Here is a 19334-nt window from a genome sequence, read left to right on the forward strand (position 1 = left end):
ATTATGAATTTTGAATTTAGTGATGAACAAGTCATGCTGAGAAAGACAGTAAGAGATTTCGTAGATAAAGAGATTATGCCTTATATCGGAGAGTGGGATGCAAAAGGGCATTTTGAAACCAGTATTTTTAAAAAACTGGCCGACCTGGGTCTTATGGGTGTATGTATTCCGACAGAATATGGCGGCAGCGGAATGGATTACAACGCTTTGGCGATCGTTTGTGAAGAGTTAGAACGAGGGGATACGGCTTTTCGAACAGCGGTATCCGTCCATACGGGATTGAACAGTATGTCCCTCTTGCAGTGGGGAACTGAAGATCAAAAGCAAAAATATTTAGTTCCACAGGCAAAAGGAGAAAAAGTCGGCGCATTTGGACTAACCGAACCGGGAGCAGGATCTGATGTAGCTGCCCTGCAATCTACGGCAAGGCTTGAAGGAGACTATTATATCCTCAATGGACAAAAAACTTGGATCTCTCTTTGTGACACGGCGGATCATTTTCTCGTCTTCGCTTATACGAATAAAAACAAAAAACATCACGGAATCTCAGCGTTTATCGTTGAAAGGACGATGACCGGATTCTCTTCTAAAGCAACGAAAGGGAAGCTTGGCATTCGGGCAGGGAATACGGGAGAACTATTTTTTGACGGCGTTAAAATACCTAAAGAAAACCTACTCGGTAAAGAAGGTGACGGATTTAAAATTGCCATGGCTTCGTTAGACAATGGTCGCTTCACCGTTGCAGCGGGCGCGTGTGGACAGATTATGGCCTGCCTGGAAGCGAGCGTTGCCTACTGTCATGAACGAAAAACGTTTGGAAAAGAAATCGGCAGGCACCAACTTGTTCAGCAGATGGTTGCAAAGATGGAAGCAGGCCTGCAGATGAGCCGTTTACTCGTTTATCGTGCGGGGGAGCTGAAGAATGAAGGAAAACGAAACACGAGGGAGACGTCGCTAGCGAAATGGCAGGCGTGCGATTTTGCCAATCAAGCCGCTGATGATGCTGTACAAATTCACGGGGCTTATGGGTATTCGAATGAATATCCGGTTGAACGTTATTTAAGGAATTCAAAGGCACCTGTTATCTATGAAGGAACACGGGAGATTCACACGATTATGCAAGCGGAATATGTGCTCGGTTATCGTAAAGATAAAACACTGAATAAGATGCTTCCTCCTTGGAAGGGTTGATTATATAAAAAAAGCGTCATTCATAATTGAATGGCGCTTTTCTGTGAATTTTGGTGCAATCTATTCAAGTTTGTGCGTACTAATTAATCTTGTACGAAACTCAGTTCATTCCCATCCAGATCCAAGATAGTGAACTTTCGGCTGCCATATTCCGTATTAAAAAGTGCTTCTATTACCTCCACCTTATCTTTCACTCTGCTCCAAACGTCCTCTACGTCGTCAACATAAAAGTTAAATCTTCCCCTTGAAGGAATTTGTTCGTGTTCCAACAAGCCAAACATCGCACCGTCTTCATATTCAAAATGTACATAATTCGGATTGTCTGGCGGCCACTCTACTTCCACTACAAACCCTAAGGTGTCTTCATACCATTGGACAGCCTTGTTTATATCTTTCACATTAGCTCTTACATGCCTTAAGCTGGTTTTCACTCTATCCTCCCTCTCTCTTAAAAGGTTAACATCGCACCACGCTCATCAAAGGTCGAATCTGGATTCCAGGCAACTTCCCATAAATTGTTCTCAGGGTCTGCAAAATAGGAAGTGCGCCCTCCCCAAAATGCGTCACTCGGCTCTCTTAAAATTTCAGCTCCGAGTTCTCTCACCTGTTCAATGACTTCGTCTACCTCTTCCTTCGAATTCACGTTAATTGCGAGAGTAATCGGGTGATATTCACCTGTGGAGCGTGTTAATTGGATACCTGCATCCTTTTCCAATTCTTTAAATGGAAATAGGGTCAGCATTACTCCTGCTGTTTTAAATACGGCATAGTGATCGGAGCTAATGTCAGCTTCTTCCCAGCCTAACTTTTTATAAAAGGATCGCAGCTTAGGTAAATCTTCTGCTCCTAATGTAATTAATGAAACTCTTTGTGGTATCATTTTCCCACCCCTTATTCTTAATCTACTATTAGTATAATTATCTATTGATTCTGTGTATTGTAAAAATCGGACACCCTCAAAAAGGAAGGAGTGGTACCAACTCGTTTTTTTATGTCTTTTACAAAGTGGGATTGATCATAAAAATCAAGATCGTCAGGAAGGTTCAACTTCTTTGATGGAGACTGGTCAATCCATAAACTTAATGCCGATTGGAACCGGATGACCTGACTGAATTTTTTAGGACTCATACCGATAGCTTGATCGAACAGACGCTGCATACGCCGTCTTCCAATCACTTCTTTTTCACTGATTTGATTTACTGAGAGCATCCCTCTACTTGAAATAATCTGGAAAAGAATATTGTGTAGCTGATCGTCCTCTTTTTTTCTGAGGCAAGCATCCTTCAATATCTTTCGCAGCATATCATCACAAACTTTAATAAGTTCTGAAACAGATCGCGATTTTTGGAAAGCTTTATGGAGTACGGTGTTCAATAGCGGAGCCACATTACTTAATTCTGTAATCGCCTGAGCTGTTTCTTTCGCCTTTTGTGGAACGAAAAGAGAAGCAGCTCCAGGATAAAACCGGATCCCGAAAGACTTTTTGGTAGAAGATGTATCTTCTTTAAACGTAAAGTGATCTTCAAAAATACCACAATACCGAAAACTTAAGTCTTCGCAGTTATCATGGTATTCAATAATAATATCCGTACATCCATCTGGAATAACCGTAGACGTATACCCCTTCTTCTCGATTAAACTTCTCGGAGCAGAACTCCAATAGCAGCATACATAGGGCTGCAACGTCGGATGTGGCTGGTATTCATGATAGTGTGTGTAAGGACTTGTCATGATTTTTGGGGCGTAGGATCCAAATAGATCGATGACCAACCCCTCCTTAGCTGTAATTATTCTTTTTACTTCATTCAACAAACCATCCGTTTTTTCCTTTTGCGTTTTATTTCCATTCTACTTCAGAAGAGTAAACATATAGTTTTAATGAAAGAAAGACAAGGAGTGAATTCAAATGAGTGATTTCCATCTGTTTGTTATACTCACCGTTGTTTTAGTTGCATCAGCTTCCGTCATATTAGCAATAAGGTTTCAACATACCCTTAATCACGGTCAAAAGATGGTCTTAGCTATGGCACAAGGAACGAACCTTGGGTTTGTTGCTGGACTATTTATCGCTACGATCTTTCCAAACCAGTTATTTCTCTCCTCCCTCATAAGTCTTTTTGCAGGGGTTATTATTGGGGGTATATGTGGATATAAACTTGGAATGATTTCATGTTTAGAGGGAGTAACCTCAGGCTTGATGAGTAGTTTAATGGGGGCCATGCTGAGTGTAATGATACTTCCTCAACAAGCTATTATCTTTATACAGCTCTTCTTAACTTTATCGTTCTGTAGCCTTCTAATCTATCCTGTGCTTACAAACCACTCCACACGAATACCTTCAAAAAAATGGTTTCTAAAACCTTTGTTTATCTTATTGATCTCATCTGGCTACCTTATTGCTGGCAGTGTACTGGATCATTCACCAAACCATCACCCAGTTGACCACCATAAGAACCAGGATATTTCATAAAAAAAGGCAGAGAAATCATCTCTCTGCCTTTTTTCACTATAGTTATGCTGCTTTCAATAATTTTGCGTTTATGGCTACTACAATAGTACTGAAGCTCATGAGAATTGCTCCTACTGCTGGACTCAATACAATACCAATGGGTGCAAGCACGCCTGCAGCCAATGGAATCGCGAAAATATTGTATCCGGCTGCCCACCATAAATTTTGAACCATTTTCTTATACGTATTCTTAGATAGCTTGATGATAGACAGGATATCTTTTGGATTACTTTTAACAAGGACAATGTCCGCTGTTTCCACAGCTACATCGGTTCCGCTTCCGATCGCGACTCCTACATCTGCTGTAGCTAACGCGGGAGCATCATTGACTCCGTCACCTGTCATGGCAACTTTACGACCTTCTTCTTGTACCTTTTTCACTTGATCAGCTTTATGATCGGGTAGTACTTCAGCATACACTTCATCAATGCCGATCTGATCAGCTACCCAATCTGCCACTTTCTTGTTGTCGCCTGTAAGCATGATGGACTGAATATTATGTTTTTTCAATTCAGCTACGGTTTCTTTAGCGGAGTCCCGAACCATGTCTGCCATTGCAATCATTCCGACATAGTTTTGATCAACGAGAACGAATACAACCGTTTTTCCTTCTTCAGAGAGCTTGTTGAATGCATCGGTATCATAAGAATATCCTTGCTCTTTAATGTAGCCAGGACTAACGACCTTCACTTCCTGACCGTCTACTTTTCCTTGTAACCCTTTCCCAGTCATGGATTCAAAGTCTTTCACTTCGCCCAGATTGATCTTTTGGTCACGGGCTTTTTCTAATATACCTTGTGCTAGCGGGTGTTCAGAATTTTGCTCCACACTTCCCGCCCAGTATAGGAGTTGTTTTTCTTCCTGATTTTCTTCAGGTACGACATCGGTAACGCCGAACTCACCTTTGGTTAACGTACCTGTTTTATCAAAAATAACCGCATCGATGTTGCGTGCATTCTCAAATTGAGTACGGTTTCTAATTAACAATCCTTGCTTAGCGGAAAGTGACGTAGAGACGGCTACCACTAATGGAGCGGCAAGGCCTAATGCGTGCGGGCAGGTAATGACCATGACCGTAACCATTCGCTCAACGGCTGTATCAAAGGCAAACCCCAGGGATGTCCAAATAATAAATGTGGTTATCCCTGCTGTGAGTGCTAAATAAAACAACCACTTGGCTGCTCGATTTGCAAAATCTTGAGCCCGAGATTTAGAACTCTGAGCTTCTTTTACAAGCGTAATCACTTGAGACAAGTACGTATCATCACCGGTTTTCTTAACGCGGATCTTCAAGCTTCCTTCTTTGTTGATGGACCCTCCGATGACTTCATCTTCTTCGTTCTTCTCTACCGGCATGGATTCCCCTGTTAACATTGACTCATCAATGGCGGATTTTCCTTCATAAATCGTACCGTCTACCGGTATTTTTTCCCCAGGTTTCACTAAGACAAGATCATCGGATTGCAATTCTTGAAGCGGAACATCTTCCGTTTCTCCATTTTCGTTCAAGCGGTGAGCTTCGTTCGGCATCAGTTTAACAAGTTCCTGAAGAGCATTGGATGCCCCCATGACTGATTTCATTTCAATCCAGTGTCCGAGAAGCATGATATCGATTAAAGTCGCCAGCTCCCAGAAAAAGTTCCGACCTGACCAGCCGAATACAACCAGGGAACTGTACCCGTATGCCACTACGATAGCGAGACCGATCAAGGTCATCATACCAGGTTCTTTATTTTTCAGTTCATCCACAGACCCAGTCAAGAATGGCCAGCCACCGTAGAAAAAGACGAAAGTGGCTAATCCAAACAGTACGTATTGATCATAAGGGAATGAGAACTCAAGCCCGATAAATTCCTGAATCATTGGGGATAATAGCAGGATTGGAATGGTAACAATTAAAGAAATATAAAAACGTCGTTTAAAGTCTTCAATCATACTCCCATGGTCGTGATGATCATGGCCTCCATGATCGCCATGGTCATGATCGTCATGATGTTCATGTTCCTCATGATAATTGTGGTCATCCTGCTGCTCATGACTTCCATGATTATCATGCTCATGTGTTCGATGATTATGGTTGTGTTCTTGTGACATAACTGACTCCTCCTGTACGCATGATTCCATTTTTGTAATACTATTACCATGTAGGGGTATAAATAAAACATAAAAGATTATAAAAATAACCACGGATTCGAAAATTCAAATCCGTGGTTATTTTATGTCAGTATGGATTAAGCTATACTCTTACAAGCATCTGCACACTGGAAGCAAGCCTCCGCACATTTCTGGCAGTGATCGTGATCATGCTTCTTACACTCATTGCCGCAATCCTCACAAATTTTCGCACATACATTAGCGAGTTCAGCAGCAAACGGAGTGCCCCTTACTAATGCTTGTTCAAGGTAACCACAAATATCCGCACATTCGCGGTCTAAACGGATACATTGCGCCATCATTTTAATGTCATCCTCTTGCAGACAGGCATCGTAACAATGGTTACACGCCTCCATGCACTCATGCAAAGCTTTGATGGCAGACTGATAATTTTCGTGTGACATAACTAATTAAACGCCTCCTTATAAGATATGGTTCACAGAGACGATTACCCTATACCGGTATCATTAAACATATATTCCAAAATTTACGATCCGCAAATTTTGTTAACTAGCCAAATACAGGAATGTATTCCTATTTCGATTGACATGGATATTCGATTGGCCAAAGTCTAAGTGATTAGGGACAGAAACTGAATTTATAAAGGTTAATTTACAAAAAAAGAACCTCTCCTGATAACATAGAGAGGTTTTTTACTTCCTTTATTATTGCTGTGAAACAGGTCTTTTGTATGAAATTTCATTTTTATTATAAAACAAATAGAATTGCGACATTGATAACAAGATGATTATCGAAAACCCTAAGAAGATATTGCTGTAGACAGAAGTATCTCCATTAAAACCCAGCCAGTTGAATGGGTGAGATGGGTTAAATAGGTCCAGGGTTTTTCCAATTACCGCTCCACTTAAGGCTCCTGAAACAAAATTAAGCAAATTGAAAACTCCCATGCCTACACCTGTTTCATTCTTTTCTAACAGGTTGGCAAGTATATCAGCAGAAGACGCCTGAACAAGCGGAAAACTCATATAAGCAACAATAATGGTCGCACTGACAACAATCTGGTTTGCTCCTACGATTATGGAAAGAAGGAAAAATCCAGCCGCTAACAGGGCCATCGCCAAATATAGAACGAAAGTGTTGCCTTTTGAGTCGACAAGACTTCCGCCTTTTTGCCCCATAAGAGCAGCACTTAACGCACCAGGGAACAAGACAAGGCCAATAGCCATCGTTCCCAGTTGATAGCTATCTCTGAACATGATCGGCAGCATGAACATCATCCCGAATAAACAAGTGATGCTTAGAAAGCTTGTGATTATCGTCGAGCGGTATTTCACATTTTTAAACAAGTGCGGAGGGATAAACGGCTCTGCAATCGACCTCATTCTCCAAATATTTAATGCAAAGAAAAGGACGGTTAAAGCAAAAATCCACGTGATGCCAAGGGTAATTCCTAACAGGAGTGTGGAGATGAAACCAGCAATGAAAACAGCCCCTATATAATCAATGTATCCCTTCTTTACTTCTTCTTGAGGCAGATTTCTCCTTAAAAAAGGCAAAGTTATAATGATCATTGCAGAGGTTAAAAACAAATAACGCCAGTCGAGGAATCCGGCTATAAACCCTCCTGCTATCGGACCAATACCAGAAGCGAACGCCATTACAGATGAGACAATGCCTAAGACCTTTCCTCGGGTCTTTGGAAAATAACGAATCGGTGCTAAAAAGACTAGTGCAGGGATCATTGCTCCCCCAACGGCTTGAATGACTCTTGCCACTAACACCATTCCATAGTTCTGTGCGAAGAAACCAAATAATGATCCTATCGCAAAAATTGTTAATCCAAACGTGATCAGTGTACGGAATGGATAATAGTCAGCCAATTTACCATACGTCAATGCTCCGACAGCGTAAACCATGATATAACCCGTCATTACCCAGCTTACTTCCGAGGGCATCAATTGATAAGTCTTAGCAATATCCGGAACAGCGATATTGAACATTGTTCCGTTCATGACAGAAAGCATAAGGACCGCACATAAAGACACCAGAAGTCTCGTTGGATTTGGTATGTGCGGTTCGTTTTGCTGATCCATAGGAATTCCCCTCCTTTTTATTTCGTTACCCGAAATGAATCCTACACAACATGAAGGAGAATTGCAAAGATAAAGTGTCCATATTAAGATATTTTATAATTTCTTAACATTCAGATTCAGGATTCTGGCACTAAACTATAGTGAGAAGGTCAATAGTCCGTTACAATAGAAGTAAATATTAAGCTTAATATAGGAGGGAAAAAGATGAAAAAGTGGGCATTTGTTTCCGATTTTGATGGTACGATCTCGAATAAAGATTTTTACTGGGTTGTCATTGAAAAGTACTATCCAGAAGGAGAAGAGCTTTTTAAAAAGTGGAAAGCAGGTGAAATGAAAGATATTGACTTCCTGAGCACAATCTTCTCTTCCATAGACCAAGAGGAAGAAAAAATTATCGATGATATTTTGAACATCCCGATTGACGAGCACTTCCCTGCTTTTATAGAAAAAGTCCAACAAAACGGTGCTGATGTATACGTACTAAGTGCAGGTACAGATTATTATATCTATCACATTCTTAAGAAGTATGGCGTTAAGAATGTAACGGTCCTATCAAATGAAGGATACTATGAGAAAAAGAATATACATATGAACATAGATCCTGAGCACCGACACTACTCCGAACGTTACGGCATTGACAAGTCAAAGGTCATTCAAGAGTTAAAAGAAACCTATGACACCGTACATTTCGTAGGGGACAGCGAGCCAGATTCCCACCCTGCTATTTATGCAGACCTTACATTTGCCAAAGAAGCACTCCAGGATATTTTGACAGAAAAAGGTGTGCCCTTTGTTCCTATAGTATCCTTTAGGGATGTGGAAGAAAAATTGAAAGAGGAAGGTTTTATCTCTCATGAGTAATCCTATAACAAACATCCCCATACCTGCTATTCTGGAGATTAGAAACGGAGCAATTTACCACTTGGAAGCTTTGCTTAACAAGCATGGCTTTAAAAAAGTACTCGTTTTGTTTGATGATTTTACTTTTCATCAGTTCGAGCAAGAAGTGCGGGGAGCGTTTTCTACATTAGAACTTGAGACAGTCCTTTTGAACAATCAGATGGACTTAAGAGAGCTTGTTACGTACGCTTTTTCTTTTCACCCGTATGACGTCATTGTGGCCATTGGAGGAGGTTCCGTCATTGATTACGGGAAGTATATCAGCTTTTCACGTGGGACCCCATTCATCAGTGTCCCGACCTCTTCATCCAATGATGGCTTTGCGAGCAGCAACTGTTCTTTGCTTATTGGAGGGAAAAAAACGACGGTCCCCGCCAAAGTTCCTTATGGAATCGTTGCCGATCTTGATATTATCCAGCATGCCCCTGACAAATTCATTTTGGCTGGCGTTGGTGACTTGATGTCGAACATAACTGCGCTTTATGACTGGGAGTTCGAAGAGTCTCAAGGCGTAGGCTATGTGAACGCTTTTGCATCCATGCTGAGTAAAAAAGCCGTCAATAGCTTTATACGAACACCGATGCAAGACATCAAAAACCCTACGTTTTTAAAAGAGCTCGTCAGCTCCTTAACGATGGGAGGCGTAGCTACCGTCATCAGCGGAAACAGCGCCCCGATCAGCGGCTCAGAACATTTAATTTCACACGCCTTAGACAAGTATGCAGAACATCCACAGATGCACGGAATTCAAGTAGGAATCGCCACCTATATCATGGCAAATGTCCATGAACACCGGGCAGAACGAATGCAGAAGGTGTTTAGCCGAACGGGTTTTTTTGATTATGTAAAATCTCTTGAGATGAAAAAACAAGACTTTCAGCAAGCGATTGAAAAGAGTCCGCTCATCAAGCCGAACCGCTATACTTTTCTGCACCAAGAAGAGTATCGTACAAAAGCATTACGTTTTGTAGAAGAAGATGAAGTTATGAGGGACATCTTAATGTAATTGGTAAGGAACTCGCCAACGGGTTCCTTTTATTTTTTACACACAAAACCTTTATTTATAAAAATGTACTACGGAACCTCAACCTCGTGGCCCCCACAACATAACCGCCACCCCTACGATGCAAATCCCTGCTCCAAGAATATCGTAGAAATCAGGTGTTTTTCGATCTATCCCCCATCCCCATAATACAGACAATACAATGAAGACCCCGCCATAAGCGGCATAGACTCTGCCGAATGATGGAAAAGACTGAAAGGTCGCTATCACTCCATAAAGGGCTAGAGATAATCCACCAATGATCCCAAAGGAAAATGGTTTTCCTTCTCTCAGCCATAACCAAATTAAATAACCGCCTCCGATTTCAGCTACACCTGCGATTACAAATAGTAAAACAACAGTAATCAAAAGACTTCCTCCAAACCGTATATATTTTCACACCTTGATTATGTAAAAAAATAGAGAGCTCCCCTTCTCTATTTTTGTCTTATCAATCTCATACTGTTAATGGTCATGACCAGAAATGATTCCCGGGTCTGCTAAAACACCCATTCATACGTGAGGTTAATAGCATTGTTCCGAGCTTCGTAATGATTGAGAAACAGCAATACCGTTTAATGATGGCTAACGTTTTCCGGTCCTCTCATCGCAATTAAATAGACCAGTAATTTTAGCTGTTTTTTCTTGATTCTAACGCTTCAATCACCTGTACAACCGGCTCATCCCAAGGATGGTGAGGGTAAATGCCCTCCTCAATAATCTTTGCTAGTAACTCTTCATCTCTAGGGATAGAAAATTCCACTTTAAGTGAATTAACTTTTGTTGTCTCTCCAATGGTCCCTTCTTTTGGTATGGAATTTTCAGATGGAACAAACTGTTCTATTCCACCTTCAGAATTCCAGATTACATTTTTATAATTCCCATACCTTAAGTCATCGATAGCTAACACTCCATGAACTACCTTATCTAGGTATTCTGGTACAACAAACGTTCTAATTCTATAGATTTGTATTAGCTTCATACCCAATCTCCTCCTACTACTAATTTAGATCTAATACTATCACCATTTATAATTTCTGTTATTTAGTTGAATAGTATAAGTTTTGGTTTTAGTTCTGGGATACTAAATAGTTTTGCTCTTAATGGATTTAAGGTCTTACTCTTTATTGAGAATTTTTAATATTGTCTTAAAAAAGTTGATTCATGTTGTTTCCTTTAACTATACAAGCTGGTATAGAAATACATATACTATCTTAGTTAATTATAGGAGGTGAGAATAATGGAAAAATTCATAGCAAAACTGAAAGGAAGAAACGAAGTTCCTCCAGTAGATACCAATGCTTTCGGAGTGGCTAAATTTATAGCTAATAAACATTGTACGAAAATAAAATTCCATCTTGAAGTCGAAGATATTAAAAATTTCGTTCAAGCCCACATTCACTTTGGTAACCGTAAAGAAAATGGACCGGTGCTTGTTTTCCTTTTTGGTGCTGATCTAATGACTCTAGAAGAACAAAACGGCATAACTACACGGCGAGGAGTAGTTAGGGGTGTTATAACGAGTAAAGATATCGAAGACAACAATGTAGGTGTTAAAGATATTAGAGACCTACTCAAGCTTATGGAAAAAGAACTTACGTATGTAAACGTCCATACAGAGCAGAATCCTGGTGGAGAAATCAGGGGACAAATCATCCCTCTTCAAAAAAAATACTAAAGTAATTTCTACAGTCCTCTCTTCAGATATAAAACAGCCCCTTACTTCTTCATTACCCTAAAGGCTTCTTTTATTAGAAGTCTTTAATAGTTGATTACAATCTCTTTGAAAAAAGAAATCTCACCTAATTCGAGTTACCGCTATTTTAATGCAAAGAAATAGAGAGGCGAACCTCTCTATTTTTGTCTTAATAATCTCATACTGTTAATGATTACGACCAGAGCCGCTCCTGTATCAGCTAAAACAGCCATCCATAACGTGAGTAAGCCAGGAAAGATCAACAGCAAGGCTGCGAATTTCGTAATAAGAGAGAACCAGACGTTTTGTTTAATGATGGCTAAGGTTCTCCTGCTTAAACGAATAGTATGCGGAAGTTTTTCCAAGTTATCTGCCATTAGAACGATATCAGCTGTTTCCATTGCGGTATCCGTTCCTGCTCCTCCCATCGCGATCCCTAGATCAGCAGTAGCCAGTGCAGGAGCATCATTGATTCCGTCACCGACCATAGCTACGCGTTTTCCTTCTGCTTGAAGCTCTTTAACGGCCTTGACCTTATCTTCAGGTAGAAGCTCAGAGAAATATCGGTCCACTCCAGCTGATGAAGCTATTTTTTTCGCTGTGCCATCGTTATCACCTGTAAGCATAACTAATTCATTTAAACCAGCCTGCTTTAAATTCTGGATCGATTGAACCGTGATCTCACGGATTGTATCAGAAACTCCGATGATACCTAACACTTCTTTACGGGTACCAATAAGGACAATGGAACCTCCGTCGTTTTGAATGGAATGAATTTCACCGTTGACCTTATCTAAGGCAATATTCATCTCCTTGAAAAGTTTAGGGTTGCCTGCGAAATATTCCACACCATCAATCACAGCTTTCGCACCCTTCCCTGCAATCGCTTCGTAATTGGTTCCGTTTTTTACAGAAATATGTCTTTCTTTAGCGTAAGACGTAATCGCACTTGCGATCGGATGGGTCGAATACTCTTCAATGGTACGGGCAATCGATAACAAATCATCCCTATTATGACTCAAATCAACAAGCTGGGTTACTCTCGGTTTTCCTTCTGTAAGTGTACCAGTTTTATCAAAAGCCATTGCTGTAATTGCTCCAGCTTTTTCTAGGAAGGTACCTCCTTTAATGAGCACACCATTCTTCGCGGCGTTGCCAATTGCAGAAACGATCGCTACTGGAGTAGAGATTACTAATGCGCAAGGACACGCCACTACTAATAACGCAAGCCCTTTATAAATCCAATCTCCCCATGTTCCAAATCCTAAAAGCGGAGGGAAGACCATGATAAGGAGAGCAAGGATAAACACTATGGGTGTATAAACGCTTGCAAATCGATCGACGAATGCTTGAGTAGGGGCTTTTTGGGCCTGTGCCTCTTCTACAAGGTGGATAATGTTCGCAATGGTCGTGTCTTCCACAAGCTTTGTAACCTTTACCTCTATCGATCCATGCTCATTAATGGTCCCAGCAAATACTTCATCTCCTTGCTTTTTATCGACAGGCAGTGACTCCCCTGTGATTGGTGCCTGATTTAAGCTCGAGGAACCAGAAATGATTTCCCCGTCCAACGCAACTTTTTCTCCCGGCTTAATTAAAAGGACTTCTCCTATATACACATCCTCTACCGCTTTTTTAACCCATCCACTTCCAGCCTTCACTGTTGCTTCTGAAGGAGTCAGGTCGATTAAACTTCGAATTGAGTCTCTCGTACGTTCAATCGATCTGTTCTGAAGCGTGTTCCCAAGGGCAAACAGCCAGACAACCATTGCTCCTTCAAACCACTCGCCAATGAGGGCAGCTCCTAGAGCAGCAGAAGCCATTAGGACATTCATATCTAATGAACCACTTTTAATGGAATAGAATGCACTTTTTGCTGGTTTATATCCTCCGACAACTATGGATACAGCATAAAACAGTACGGCAAAAATTTCAGGAAGAGCTGTAAACGAACCGATAAAACCGAGCGCTAAGAAACTGCCGGAAATCGTCGTTCTAAGGTCTTTCGGTTTCGATTTTACCGCTTCTTCTTTTTTCACCTTTGAATCCACAGTTGCTTTAAACCCGGATTTTTCTACTTCTTTCATAATGACACTCGGAGACGCTGTATGTTGGATCTGTAATTTTCCGGTAGAAAAATTAACCCGTGCCTCTTTTACATCTGGATGCTGACTTAGATGCCTTTCGATGGTCTGGGCACAAGAACCACAGTCCATCCCTTCAATCACATAAGTTTCAGCCTGATGATTAACTACCGGAGGGGTTAGATCAAATCCTAGTTTACGAACCAGTTGTGGAACCTCATCAAGGACAGCTTCGCTGGACGCTTCTACCTTCAGCTTCCCTGTTCCATAATTGACTTCTACTGATTGAATACTTTCATTCTTTCCAAGACTTTTCTCAATCGTCGCCGCGCATGAAGGGCAATCCATCCCTTCCACTTTATAAGTGCGCAGAGATACCGAAGGTGAGATATTTTGTTTTGACTTCTCCCCCGCTCCTTGTTCACTTGAGCAGCAGCCAGAGCTTTCTTTTTCTGAAGTACTGCAGCATGTTCTTTCCTTCTCTATAGTACTGATATTCGGGCTATCTTTTTCTGTAGTTCCACAGCAGGAACTTTCTTTCTCAGAAGTACTCCAGCTCAATCTATCTTGTTCTTTAGTTACACTGCACGATGCATTTATGTCAGATTCAAGCGTTGGTGTGCTTGTATTGTCTGATGATTCGCTTGAACAGCAACTATTTTTCGGATGTTCTTCGATGCGACTCATTTCCATCACTCCAATTAACCTTCATTATTCATTCGCGTGAATCAAAGCAATCTTCACAAGCTGGTGAATATGTTCATCAGCTAAAGAATAAAAAACTAACTTTCCCTCTTTACGGTACTTAGCTAATCCCATGTTTCTTAATAAGCGTAAATGGTGTGACGCGGTAGCATTAGTTGAACGGATAATGTTTGCAACATCACAGACACACAGTTCCTCTTCTAGCGTTAACGCGTAAGCGATTTTCAAGCGCGTAGAATCTGACAACGCTTTAAAGATCAACTCTACACCCAGAACGTCATCCATTTTGGGCTGGACACGCTGGACTAGGTCTTCATCGTAGCAAAATGTATCGCATGTATCTTTGTTCGTAGTCTTTAATACTTTTTCACTCAATCTATACACCCTCATTCTAATATTCATTTGAATGTTTGTTTATAGTGTATGTTTCTGATGGAATGAAGTCAATACTTTTCATTCAAATAGGCATTTGAATGAAATGAGACCTCCATTTAGACTCTCTTTTACAGCTCTTATAAAAAAACAACGGATCACAGGGATCCGTTGTTTTTTAAGAGAATAACGATGTGACAGATTACTGCCCTCACCTTGTTACCAGCTTGCTTTTTTAACGCCAGGTACTTGCCCTTTATGAGCGTACTCTCTAAAAGCAATGCGAGACATATTAAATTTTCTCATATATCCACGCGGACGGCCGGTAATTCCACAGCGTCCATTCAGACGAGTTGGTGAAGAGTCACGGGGAAGCTTTTTCAACGCTTCGTAATCCCCTTTAGCCTTCAGCTCTTTACGAAGGTCTGCATATTTAGCGACCATTTCTTGTCGTTTCTTTTCTTTAACGACTTTTGACTTTCTAGCCATACAGTGAAAATCCTCCTTATTATATATTTTTTAATATGAAAAATGTCTATTTATTCGGTGTGCGTAAATAGTAATGGTTACTAATAAAAAATTAACAAAAATATATCGCGGGGTTTTCGACCGCGCGATAATCGATTAATAGTAACTATTACGATTTATTTTATACCTAAAGAATACATTTGTAAAGCCTTTAGGATTTTACACGCTCGGCGTTCCCTTCAGTAGTCGTTTCTGTATCCAGATGGCAGCAATTGCTCCTTCCCCCATTGCCGCTGTGACTAGTTCAGAGTGTGCCGCAATGTCTCCTGCTGCCCAAAGGTCAGGAACACTCGTCATTTTTGTACGAGAATCAATGATAAGATGATGCTTTTCATTCATCTCTGCACCTAACTTACTTGCTAACTTTGACTGAACTTTGTTACCGCCAAACGCTAAGAATCCTTTTTCAGCCTTAATGACCTTTCCCCCTGCTGTCTCCACACTCCCTATCGAACCGTTTTGGTGGTTAACTTTCTCAATCCTTTCATTTTGGACGAGAATGTTCCTATTTTCCATTGCCAACCTTCTCTTCTTTGAAACATCAGCTCCATCATGATTAATGTAGATAATATCTTCGCTCCAGTAATGGATGACCTCAGCCATTGCAGCGCCTGCATCCCCTGAGCCGATGACAATTGTCTTTTTATCCATAATCTCATACCCATCACAGTCTGGACAAATATAGAGGGATAGACCAAGACATTCCTTCATCCCTGGAATTGCTGGAAGGTTGTCCTTCACTCCTGTGGCAAGAAGCACCGTTTTTGCTTTGAATAGGCTTCCCTTTTCCACAGCGACAGTGAATCCTTCAGGTTCCTTATGTAGACGAGTAACTTCATCATTTAAAAATTCGACTCCAAGCCCTTTTGCTTGTGTAACTCCAGCTTGTCTTAGTTCTTTTCCACTTACCCCATTTGGGAAGCCAAGAATATTATTGTACTTTCTGCACAAGGTGGATCGCCCTTCCCCTGCATCAATCGTTAATACTTTTCTATTGTATCGCCCCAACTGAATAGATGCCTGCAACCCTCCAATACCGCCTCCGATGATGATGCAATCGTAAGTCATGAATAACGTCTCCTTTTCAAATGCCCTTTCCTTATTCTTCTACTCGATCCTTTCCATTATGTATGGAGTTTTACTTCTAAGGGGAGAAACACTCTATAATTTAGCTGTCGTTTTCCATTCACTATACTTTTTCTACGTAACAGCTTCGAAACTGAGTCTTCAGGATAAGGAGGATAATATTATTAGTGAATAACCTGGTGTTAAGTTATTCTCAGCAAGACGGTTCATTATTGTCACTAGAAAAAATCTCCCCAGCAAGGATACGGAGGAGATTTATGTTATTTATGATTCCTCAATAACGTAAGAAGTCAATTCTTTTATTTTTGCCTGTTTCCCTGCACTTGTGAACATGATAATATCGCAGAAATGAATTTGTTTACCCCCATTGAAGAAAAGAGTTCCATCAGCTGCACCAGTGCGTCCATGGGTAATGATGTTCTTCATATGAATTTTTGAGATGTTGCTTTCTTTCATCTGCTGGAGGGCTTCAGAAAAAGCTTTTTTACCTTGGATGAATTGATCTCCAACTATGTTCCATTTAATATCATCCGAGACACAACTTATTACAAACTCCACGTTATTCGTTGCAAAAGCAAGGTTAAACTCTTTAATTAACTGTTTCTTCGGAGCATTTCCGCAATCGTCATCACAAATAACCTCTAGATCTTCTTCCCGATTGTTCAATTTTGCACCTCCTATTTAACTGGGATCCATATCTCTGAGTAATAATCCTCTCTATATGGATCTTCTTCAGAATATACTTCCAGATCAGGTGTACCTGCATGTTCATATCCACTGGATGGAAACCATTCAGAGTAAATTAGTTTCCAAACCTTTTGAATCGCATCTGGCATAGGACCGTGCACTTCAAATACGGCCCACTTGGAAGAAGGTAGGTCAAGTTTGGAAAAGCCTTCAGGTACTTCTCCTTCATGGGCGGCTGCAATCCAGTAGTCAATATGATTGGCTTTAGTTTTACTTTTATCTACACATACTCCTAGCACGCCTTTAATGGCTCCGTCATTTACTCCGAATAACGTTTGACCTGTTCCATCCGCATTTACCTTATCCCAAAGTTGTGGAATTACCCTGTGGTTTTCTCCATTTGCACAAGAAACTTCCTGCTTCAATCCGACCACCTGAATTGGACCTTTTTCCACCATTTTGTATTGCATCGGTTCTGCCCCTTTCACATTTACCTGGATCACCAGGCGATTGTAGGATTTCATCTTTCCTCTAAAACTTCTTACTTCTCTTGGAGAAATACCGTGTTGTTTTTTGAAAGCTTTAGAAAAAGACTCAGGAGTGTCATAGCCGTATTTATAAGCCACATCAATTACCTTAATGTTTGAGGTTGAAAGCTCATGCGCCGCAAGAGTCAGTCTTCTTCTTCTGAGGTATTCGGCAACGGGAATGTCCGTTAACAATGTAAACATTCGCTGAAAGTGAAAAACGGACGTATGGGCCTGCTTGGCGATATCCTCAATGGAGATATTTTGGAGCAAATTTTCTTCCATATAATTAATTGACTTTTGTAATAATTGAACAAGCGTCAAATGAATCACTCCCTGACTCTATACTATCTTTACATCATGGCAAAATCCTGTCCGTTTCTGCTTTGTAAGAACAGGTTGATAAAGTGGGATTTCTCCCCTGTTATACCCCAGTAAAAAGGAGAATGCTCTATTTAAGTCACCCTCTCTTTCTACTTATCTTCCCTCATATAACGTTGGGTTCTGTCGTAGAAAATCCCAGGTTCATCAACTTTTACGTAAACGGTTTGAATCCTCTTCTTAAACCCGAAAAACCTTCTTATTTCAACGGGTTCTTTCAATTTTACGACGTAAGGAATAAATTCCTTTTCAAGACCGTGAAGGGCAAGCTCAAAACAATTCCGATCTCTTGCCACTTCCTCAGGTGTCTTTGTATTTTTCATGACAGCGTCTATCTTTTTCCAGGGGATGAATCCATAATATCGGATACCTTTTTGAAAATGAATGCCTTTCTGGTCAAGTACGACGGGCGCGAGTCTTATAGCTTGATAATCTGAAATGATAAAAAGTAACGCATATACATCAAAGGCAGTGAGAATCCAGGCAAGTGTGTGACTGTACATGGCGACCATGACATGAACGGCGATAATTTCAATGGCCATAGCGTGGACAAGCATAATGAAGACAGCCAGATAACTTCCGTCTTTGTGGAAACTAAAAGCACTGCCTTGGCTTTCGGGAATAACAGGTGCTGTTTTCCTCCAGCTGAACAAACTGTAGTATATAGCTGCTATATCGGTAGCTAAAATTCTCAGTGTGCTCTGGAATTTGTTTAAATGGTTAATTTTGAAGGAGAAGGTTTGTTGAATGGCATGAGTAAAACTAGATAGAAAGTGATAACGGCTCTCCTTGGCGATTTTATAATTCTCTATTAACAAAGGAAATCTCTTAACGACTGCAATAAGAAGAACTAGCTCGAGGAAAATTACTAATGCTTCGAGCATAATGACAGAGTGGTTAAAATAGGAGAGGTACCCGTCTGCTTGTTGAGGAATGACCCAGTTTGCAAGCAGCAACCCCAAAAACATAAAGGCAACCAATACCACCCACGATACTCTCTTCTTAAATCCAAAGAAGTAGAGTAAAAGAGGCAAAATAACGACAAGATCAAGTGCGGTACCAATACCTACAAAATCGTCAATTGGACCGACGAGCTGAACTTGCATGACGAGGATATTCGGAAGGATGATTAAGAAGAGAAAGAACAACATAAGTTTCCAAGCAATTTGATTCAAGGAAAAAGAAGCTGGCATGCGTTTCCCCACTTTCCATTTATGGATTTACCTCAAGTATATCTTAAAGGAAATAAATAAGTACGTTATTTCGGTGGTTTGTACTAAAAATAACACATTTTACCTTAGAGTTTATTTCATAAGGAAAAAGGTTTAGATGACCACTCAATCGGCTATACCTATTCGTGGTGCTATCTTCAATCTATCAAACCCTAATATTGTAACAAATACTTAATAATTTAGCAT

At 40.6% G+C, this 19334-nt stretch carries 20 protein-coding genes; 5 read left to right on the plus strand and 15 right to left on the minus strand.

Going from position 1 to position 19334, the window contains the following annotated elements:
- The first annotated feature begins 3 nt into the window (after positions 1–3).
- A complete protein-coding gene (locus ACRYKC_RS03580; RefSeq protein ID WP_433805301.1) occupies positions 4–1191 on the plus strand; it encodes an acyl-CoA dehydrogenase family protein in 1188 nt (395 codons plus the stop codon).
- Positions 1192–1274: 83 nt separating this feature from the next.
- Here the strand turns inward: ACRYKC_RS03580 and ACRYKC_RS03585 are convergent, their stop codons facing one another.
- From ACRYKC_RS03585 to ACRYKC_RS03595, 3 genes are read right to left on the minus strand one after another with little or no spacing between them, the layout of a single operon-like run.
- Positions 1275–1622: a VOC family protein gene (locus ACRYKC_RS03585; protein ID WP_433805302.1), complete on the minus strand. Its 348-nt coding sequence runs from the start codon at positions 1620–1622 to the stop codon at positions 1275–1277.
- Between the two features lie 17 nt (positions 1623–1639).
- Positions 1640–2071, minus strand: coding sequence for a VOC family protein (locus ACRYKC_RS03590; RefSeq protein ID WP_433805303.1), 432 nt, complete (start codon positions 2069–2071; stop codon positions 1640–1642).
- 41 nt (positions 2072–2112) lie between these two features.
- Positions 2113–3000: a DUF6597 domain-containing transcriptional factor gene (locus tag ACRYKC_RS03595; RefSeq protein WP_433805304.1), complete on the minus strand. Its 888-nt coding sequence runs from the start codon at positions 2998–3000 to the stop codon at positions 2113–2115.
- Positions 3001–3097: 97 nt separating this feature from the next.
- On the opposite strand from ACRYKC_RS03595, the gene ACRYKC_RS03600 reads away from it, so the two are divergent.
- The gene (locus tag ACRYKC_RS03600) at positions 3098–3661 is read left to right on the plus strand and encodes a hypothetical protein (RefSeq protein WP_433805305.1); all 564 of its coding nucleotides are present in this window, start codon (positions 3098–3100) and stop codon (positions 3659–3661) included.
- A 42-nt stretch (positions 3662–3703) separates the two neighbouring features.
- Here ACRYKC_RS03600 and ACRYKC_RS03605 read toward each other — a convergent pair whose 3' ends face one another.
- The 3 genes from ACRYKC_RS03605 to ACRYKC_RS03615 all read right to left on the minus strand — a co-directional run bounded on the left by ACRYKC_RS03605 (position 3704) and on the right by ACRYKC_RS03615 (position 7908).
- Positions 3704–5794 carry a heavy metal translocating P-type ATPase gene (locus tag ACRYKC_RS03605; protein ID WP_433805306.1) on the minus strand — a complete coding sequence of 697 codons (2091 nt, stop codon included), beginning with the start codon at positions 5792–5794 and terminating at the stop codon, positions 3704–3706.
- 137 nt (positions 5795–5931) lie between these two features.
- Positions 5932–6258 (minus strand): four-helix bundle copper-binding protein, encoded by a 327-nt coding sequence (locus tag ACRYKC_RS03610; protein WP_085030217.1) that lies wholly within the window; start codon positions 6256–6258, stop codon positions 5932–5934.
- Positions 6259–6519: 261 nt separating this feature from the next.
- Positions 6520–7908, minus strand: a complete 1389-nt coding sequence (locus ACRYKC_RS03615) for an MFS transporter (protein WP_433805307.1) — start codon at positions 7906–7908, stop codon at positions 6520–6522.
- Positions 7909–8112: 204 nt separating this feature from the next.
- On the opposite strand from ACRYKC_RS03615, the gene ACRYKC_RS03620 reads away from it, so the two are divergent.
- Positions 8113–8769: an MtnX-like HAD-IB family phosphatase gene (locus tag ACRYKC_RS03620; protein ID WP_433805308.1), complete on the plus strand. Its 657-nt coding sequence runs from the start codon at positions 8113–8115 to the stop codon at positions 8767–8769.
- Positions 8762–9814, plus strand: coding sequence for an iron-containing alcohol dehydrogenase family protein (locus ACRYKC_RS03625; protein ID WP_433805309.1), 1053 nt, complete (start codon positions 8762–8764; stop codon positions 9812–9814). The genes ACRYKC_RS03620 and ACRYKC_RS03625 overlap by 8 nt, the downstream gene beginning before the upstream one ends.
- Positions 9815–9892: 78 nt before the next feature.
- Here ACRYKC_RS03625 and ACRYKC_RS03630 read toward each other — a convergent pair whose 3' ends face one another.
- Complete coding sequence (locus tag ACRYKC_RS03630; protein WP_433805708.1) at positions 9893–10216, minus strand: YnfA family protein; 324 nt, start codon at positions 10214–10216, stop codon at positions 9893–9895.
- A gap of 265 nt (positions 10217–10481) precedes the next feature.
- Entirely contained in the window at positions 10482–10832 is a 351-nt protein-coding gene (locus ACRYKC_RS03635) for a YqfO family protein (RefSeq protein WP_433805310.1), read from the minus strand.
- 258 nt (positions 10833–11090) lie between these two features.
- Between ACRYKC_RS03635 and ACRYKC_RS03640 the strand changes: the two genes are divergently transcribed.
- Positions 11091–11528 carry a CHRD domain-containing protein gene (locus tag ACRYKC_RS03640; protein WP_433805312.1) on the plus strand — a complete coding sequence of 146 codons (438 nt, stop codon included), beginning with the start codon at positions 11091–11093 and terminating at the stop codon, positions 11526–11528.
- Between the two features lie 176 nt (positions 11529–11704).
- On the opposite strand, the gene ACRYKC_RS03645 is transcribed toward ACRYKC_RS03640, so the two are convergent.
- The 7 genes from ACRYKC_RS03645 to ACRYKC_RS03675 all read right to left on the minus strand — a co-directional run bounded on the left by ACRYKC_RS03645 (position 11705) and on the right by ACRYKC_RS03675 (position 19091).
- Positions 11705–14323, minus strand: a complete 2619-nt coding sequence (locus ACRYKC_RS03645; RefSeq protein ID WP_433805313.1) for a heavy metal translocating P-type ATPase — start codon at positions 14321–14323, stop codon at positions 11705–11707.
- 18 nt (positions 14324–14341) lie between these two features.
- Positions 14342–14710: an ArsR/SmtB family transcription factor gene (locus ACRYKC_RS03650; RefSeq protein WP_433805314.1), complete on the minus strand. Its 369-nt coding sequence runs from the start codon at positions 14708–14710 to the stop codon at positions 14342–14344.
- Between the two features lie 216 nt (positions 14711–14926).
- Positions 14927–15196 (minus strand): 30S ribosomal protein S14, encoded by a 270-nt coding sequence (gene rpsN / locus ACRYKC_RS03655; RefSeq protein WP_433805315.1) that lies wholly within the window; start codon positions 15194–15196, stop codon positions 14927–14929.
- A gap of 198 nt (positions 15197–15394) precedes the next feature.
- Positions 15395–16303 carry an NAD(P)/FAD-dependent oxidoreductase gene (locus ACRYKC_RS03660; protein WP_433805316.1) on the minus strand — a complete coding sequence of 303 codons (909 nt, stop codon included), beginning with the start codon at positions 16301–16303 and terminating at the stop codon, positions 15395–15397.
- 282 nt (positions 16304–16585) lie between these two features.
- Positions 16586–16987, minus strand: a complete 402-nt coding sequence (locus ACRYKC_RS03665) for a nuclear transport factor 2 family protein (RefSeq protein ID WP_433805317.1) — start codon at positions 16985–16987, stop codon at positions 16586–16588.
- Positions 16988–16998: 11 nt separating this feature from the next.
- Positions 16999–17859 (minus strand): AraC family transcriptional regulator, encoded by an 861-nt coding sequence (locus ACRYKC_RS03670; RefSeq protein WP_433805318.1) that lies wholly within the window; start codon positions 17857–17859, stop codon positions 16999–17001.
- Positions 17860–18008: 149 nt separating this feature from the next.
- On the minus strand, positions 18009–19091 hold the full coding sequence (locus ACRYKC_RS03675) for a hypothetical protein (RefSeq protein WP_433805319.1): 1083 nt from the start codon (positions 19089–19091) through the stop codon (positions 18009–18011).
- Positions 19092–19334: the final 243 nt, after the last annotated feature.

The organism is Halobacillus sp. A1-3, from assembly GCF_050971765.1.
GTDB lineage: Bacteria > Bacillota > Bacilli > Bacillales > Halobacillaceae > Halobacillus > Halobacillus mangrovi_B.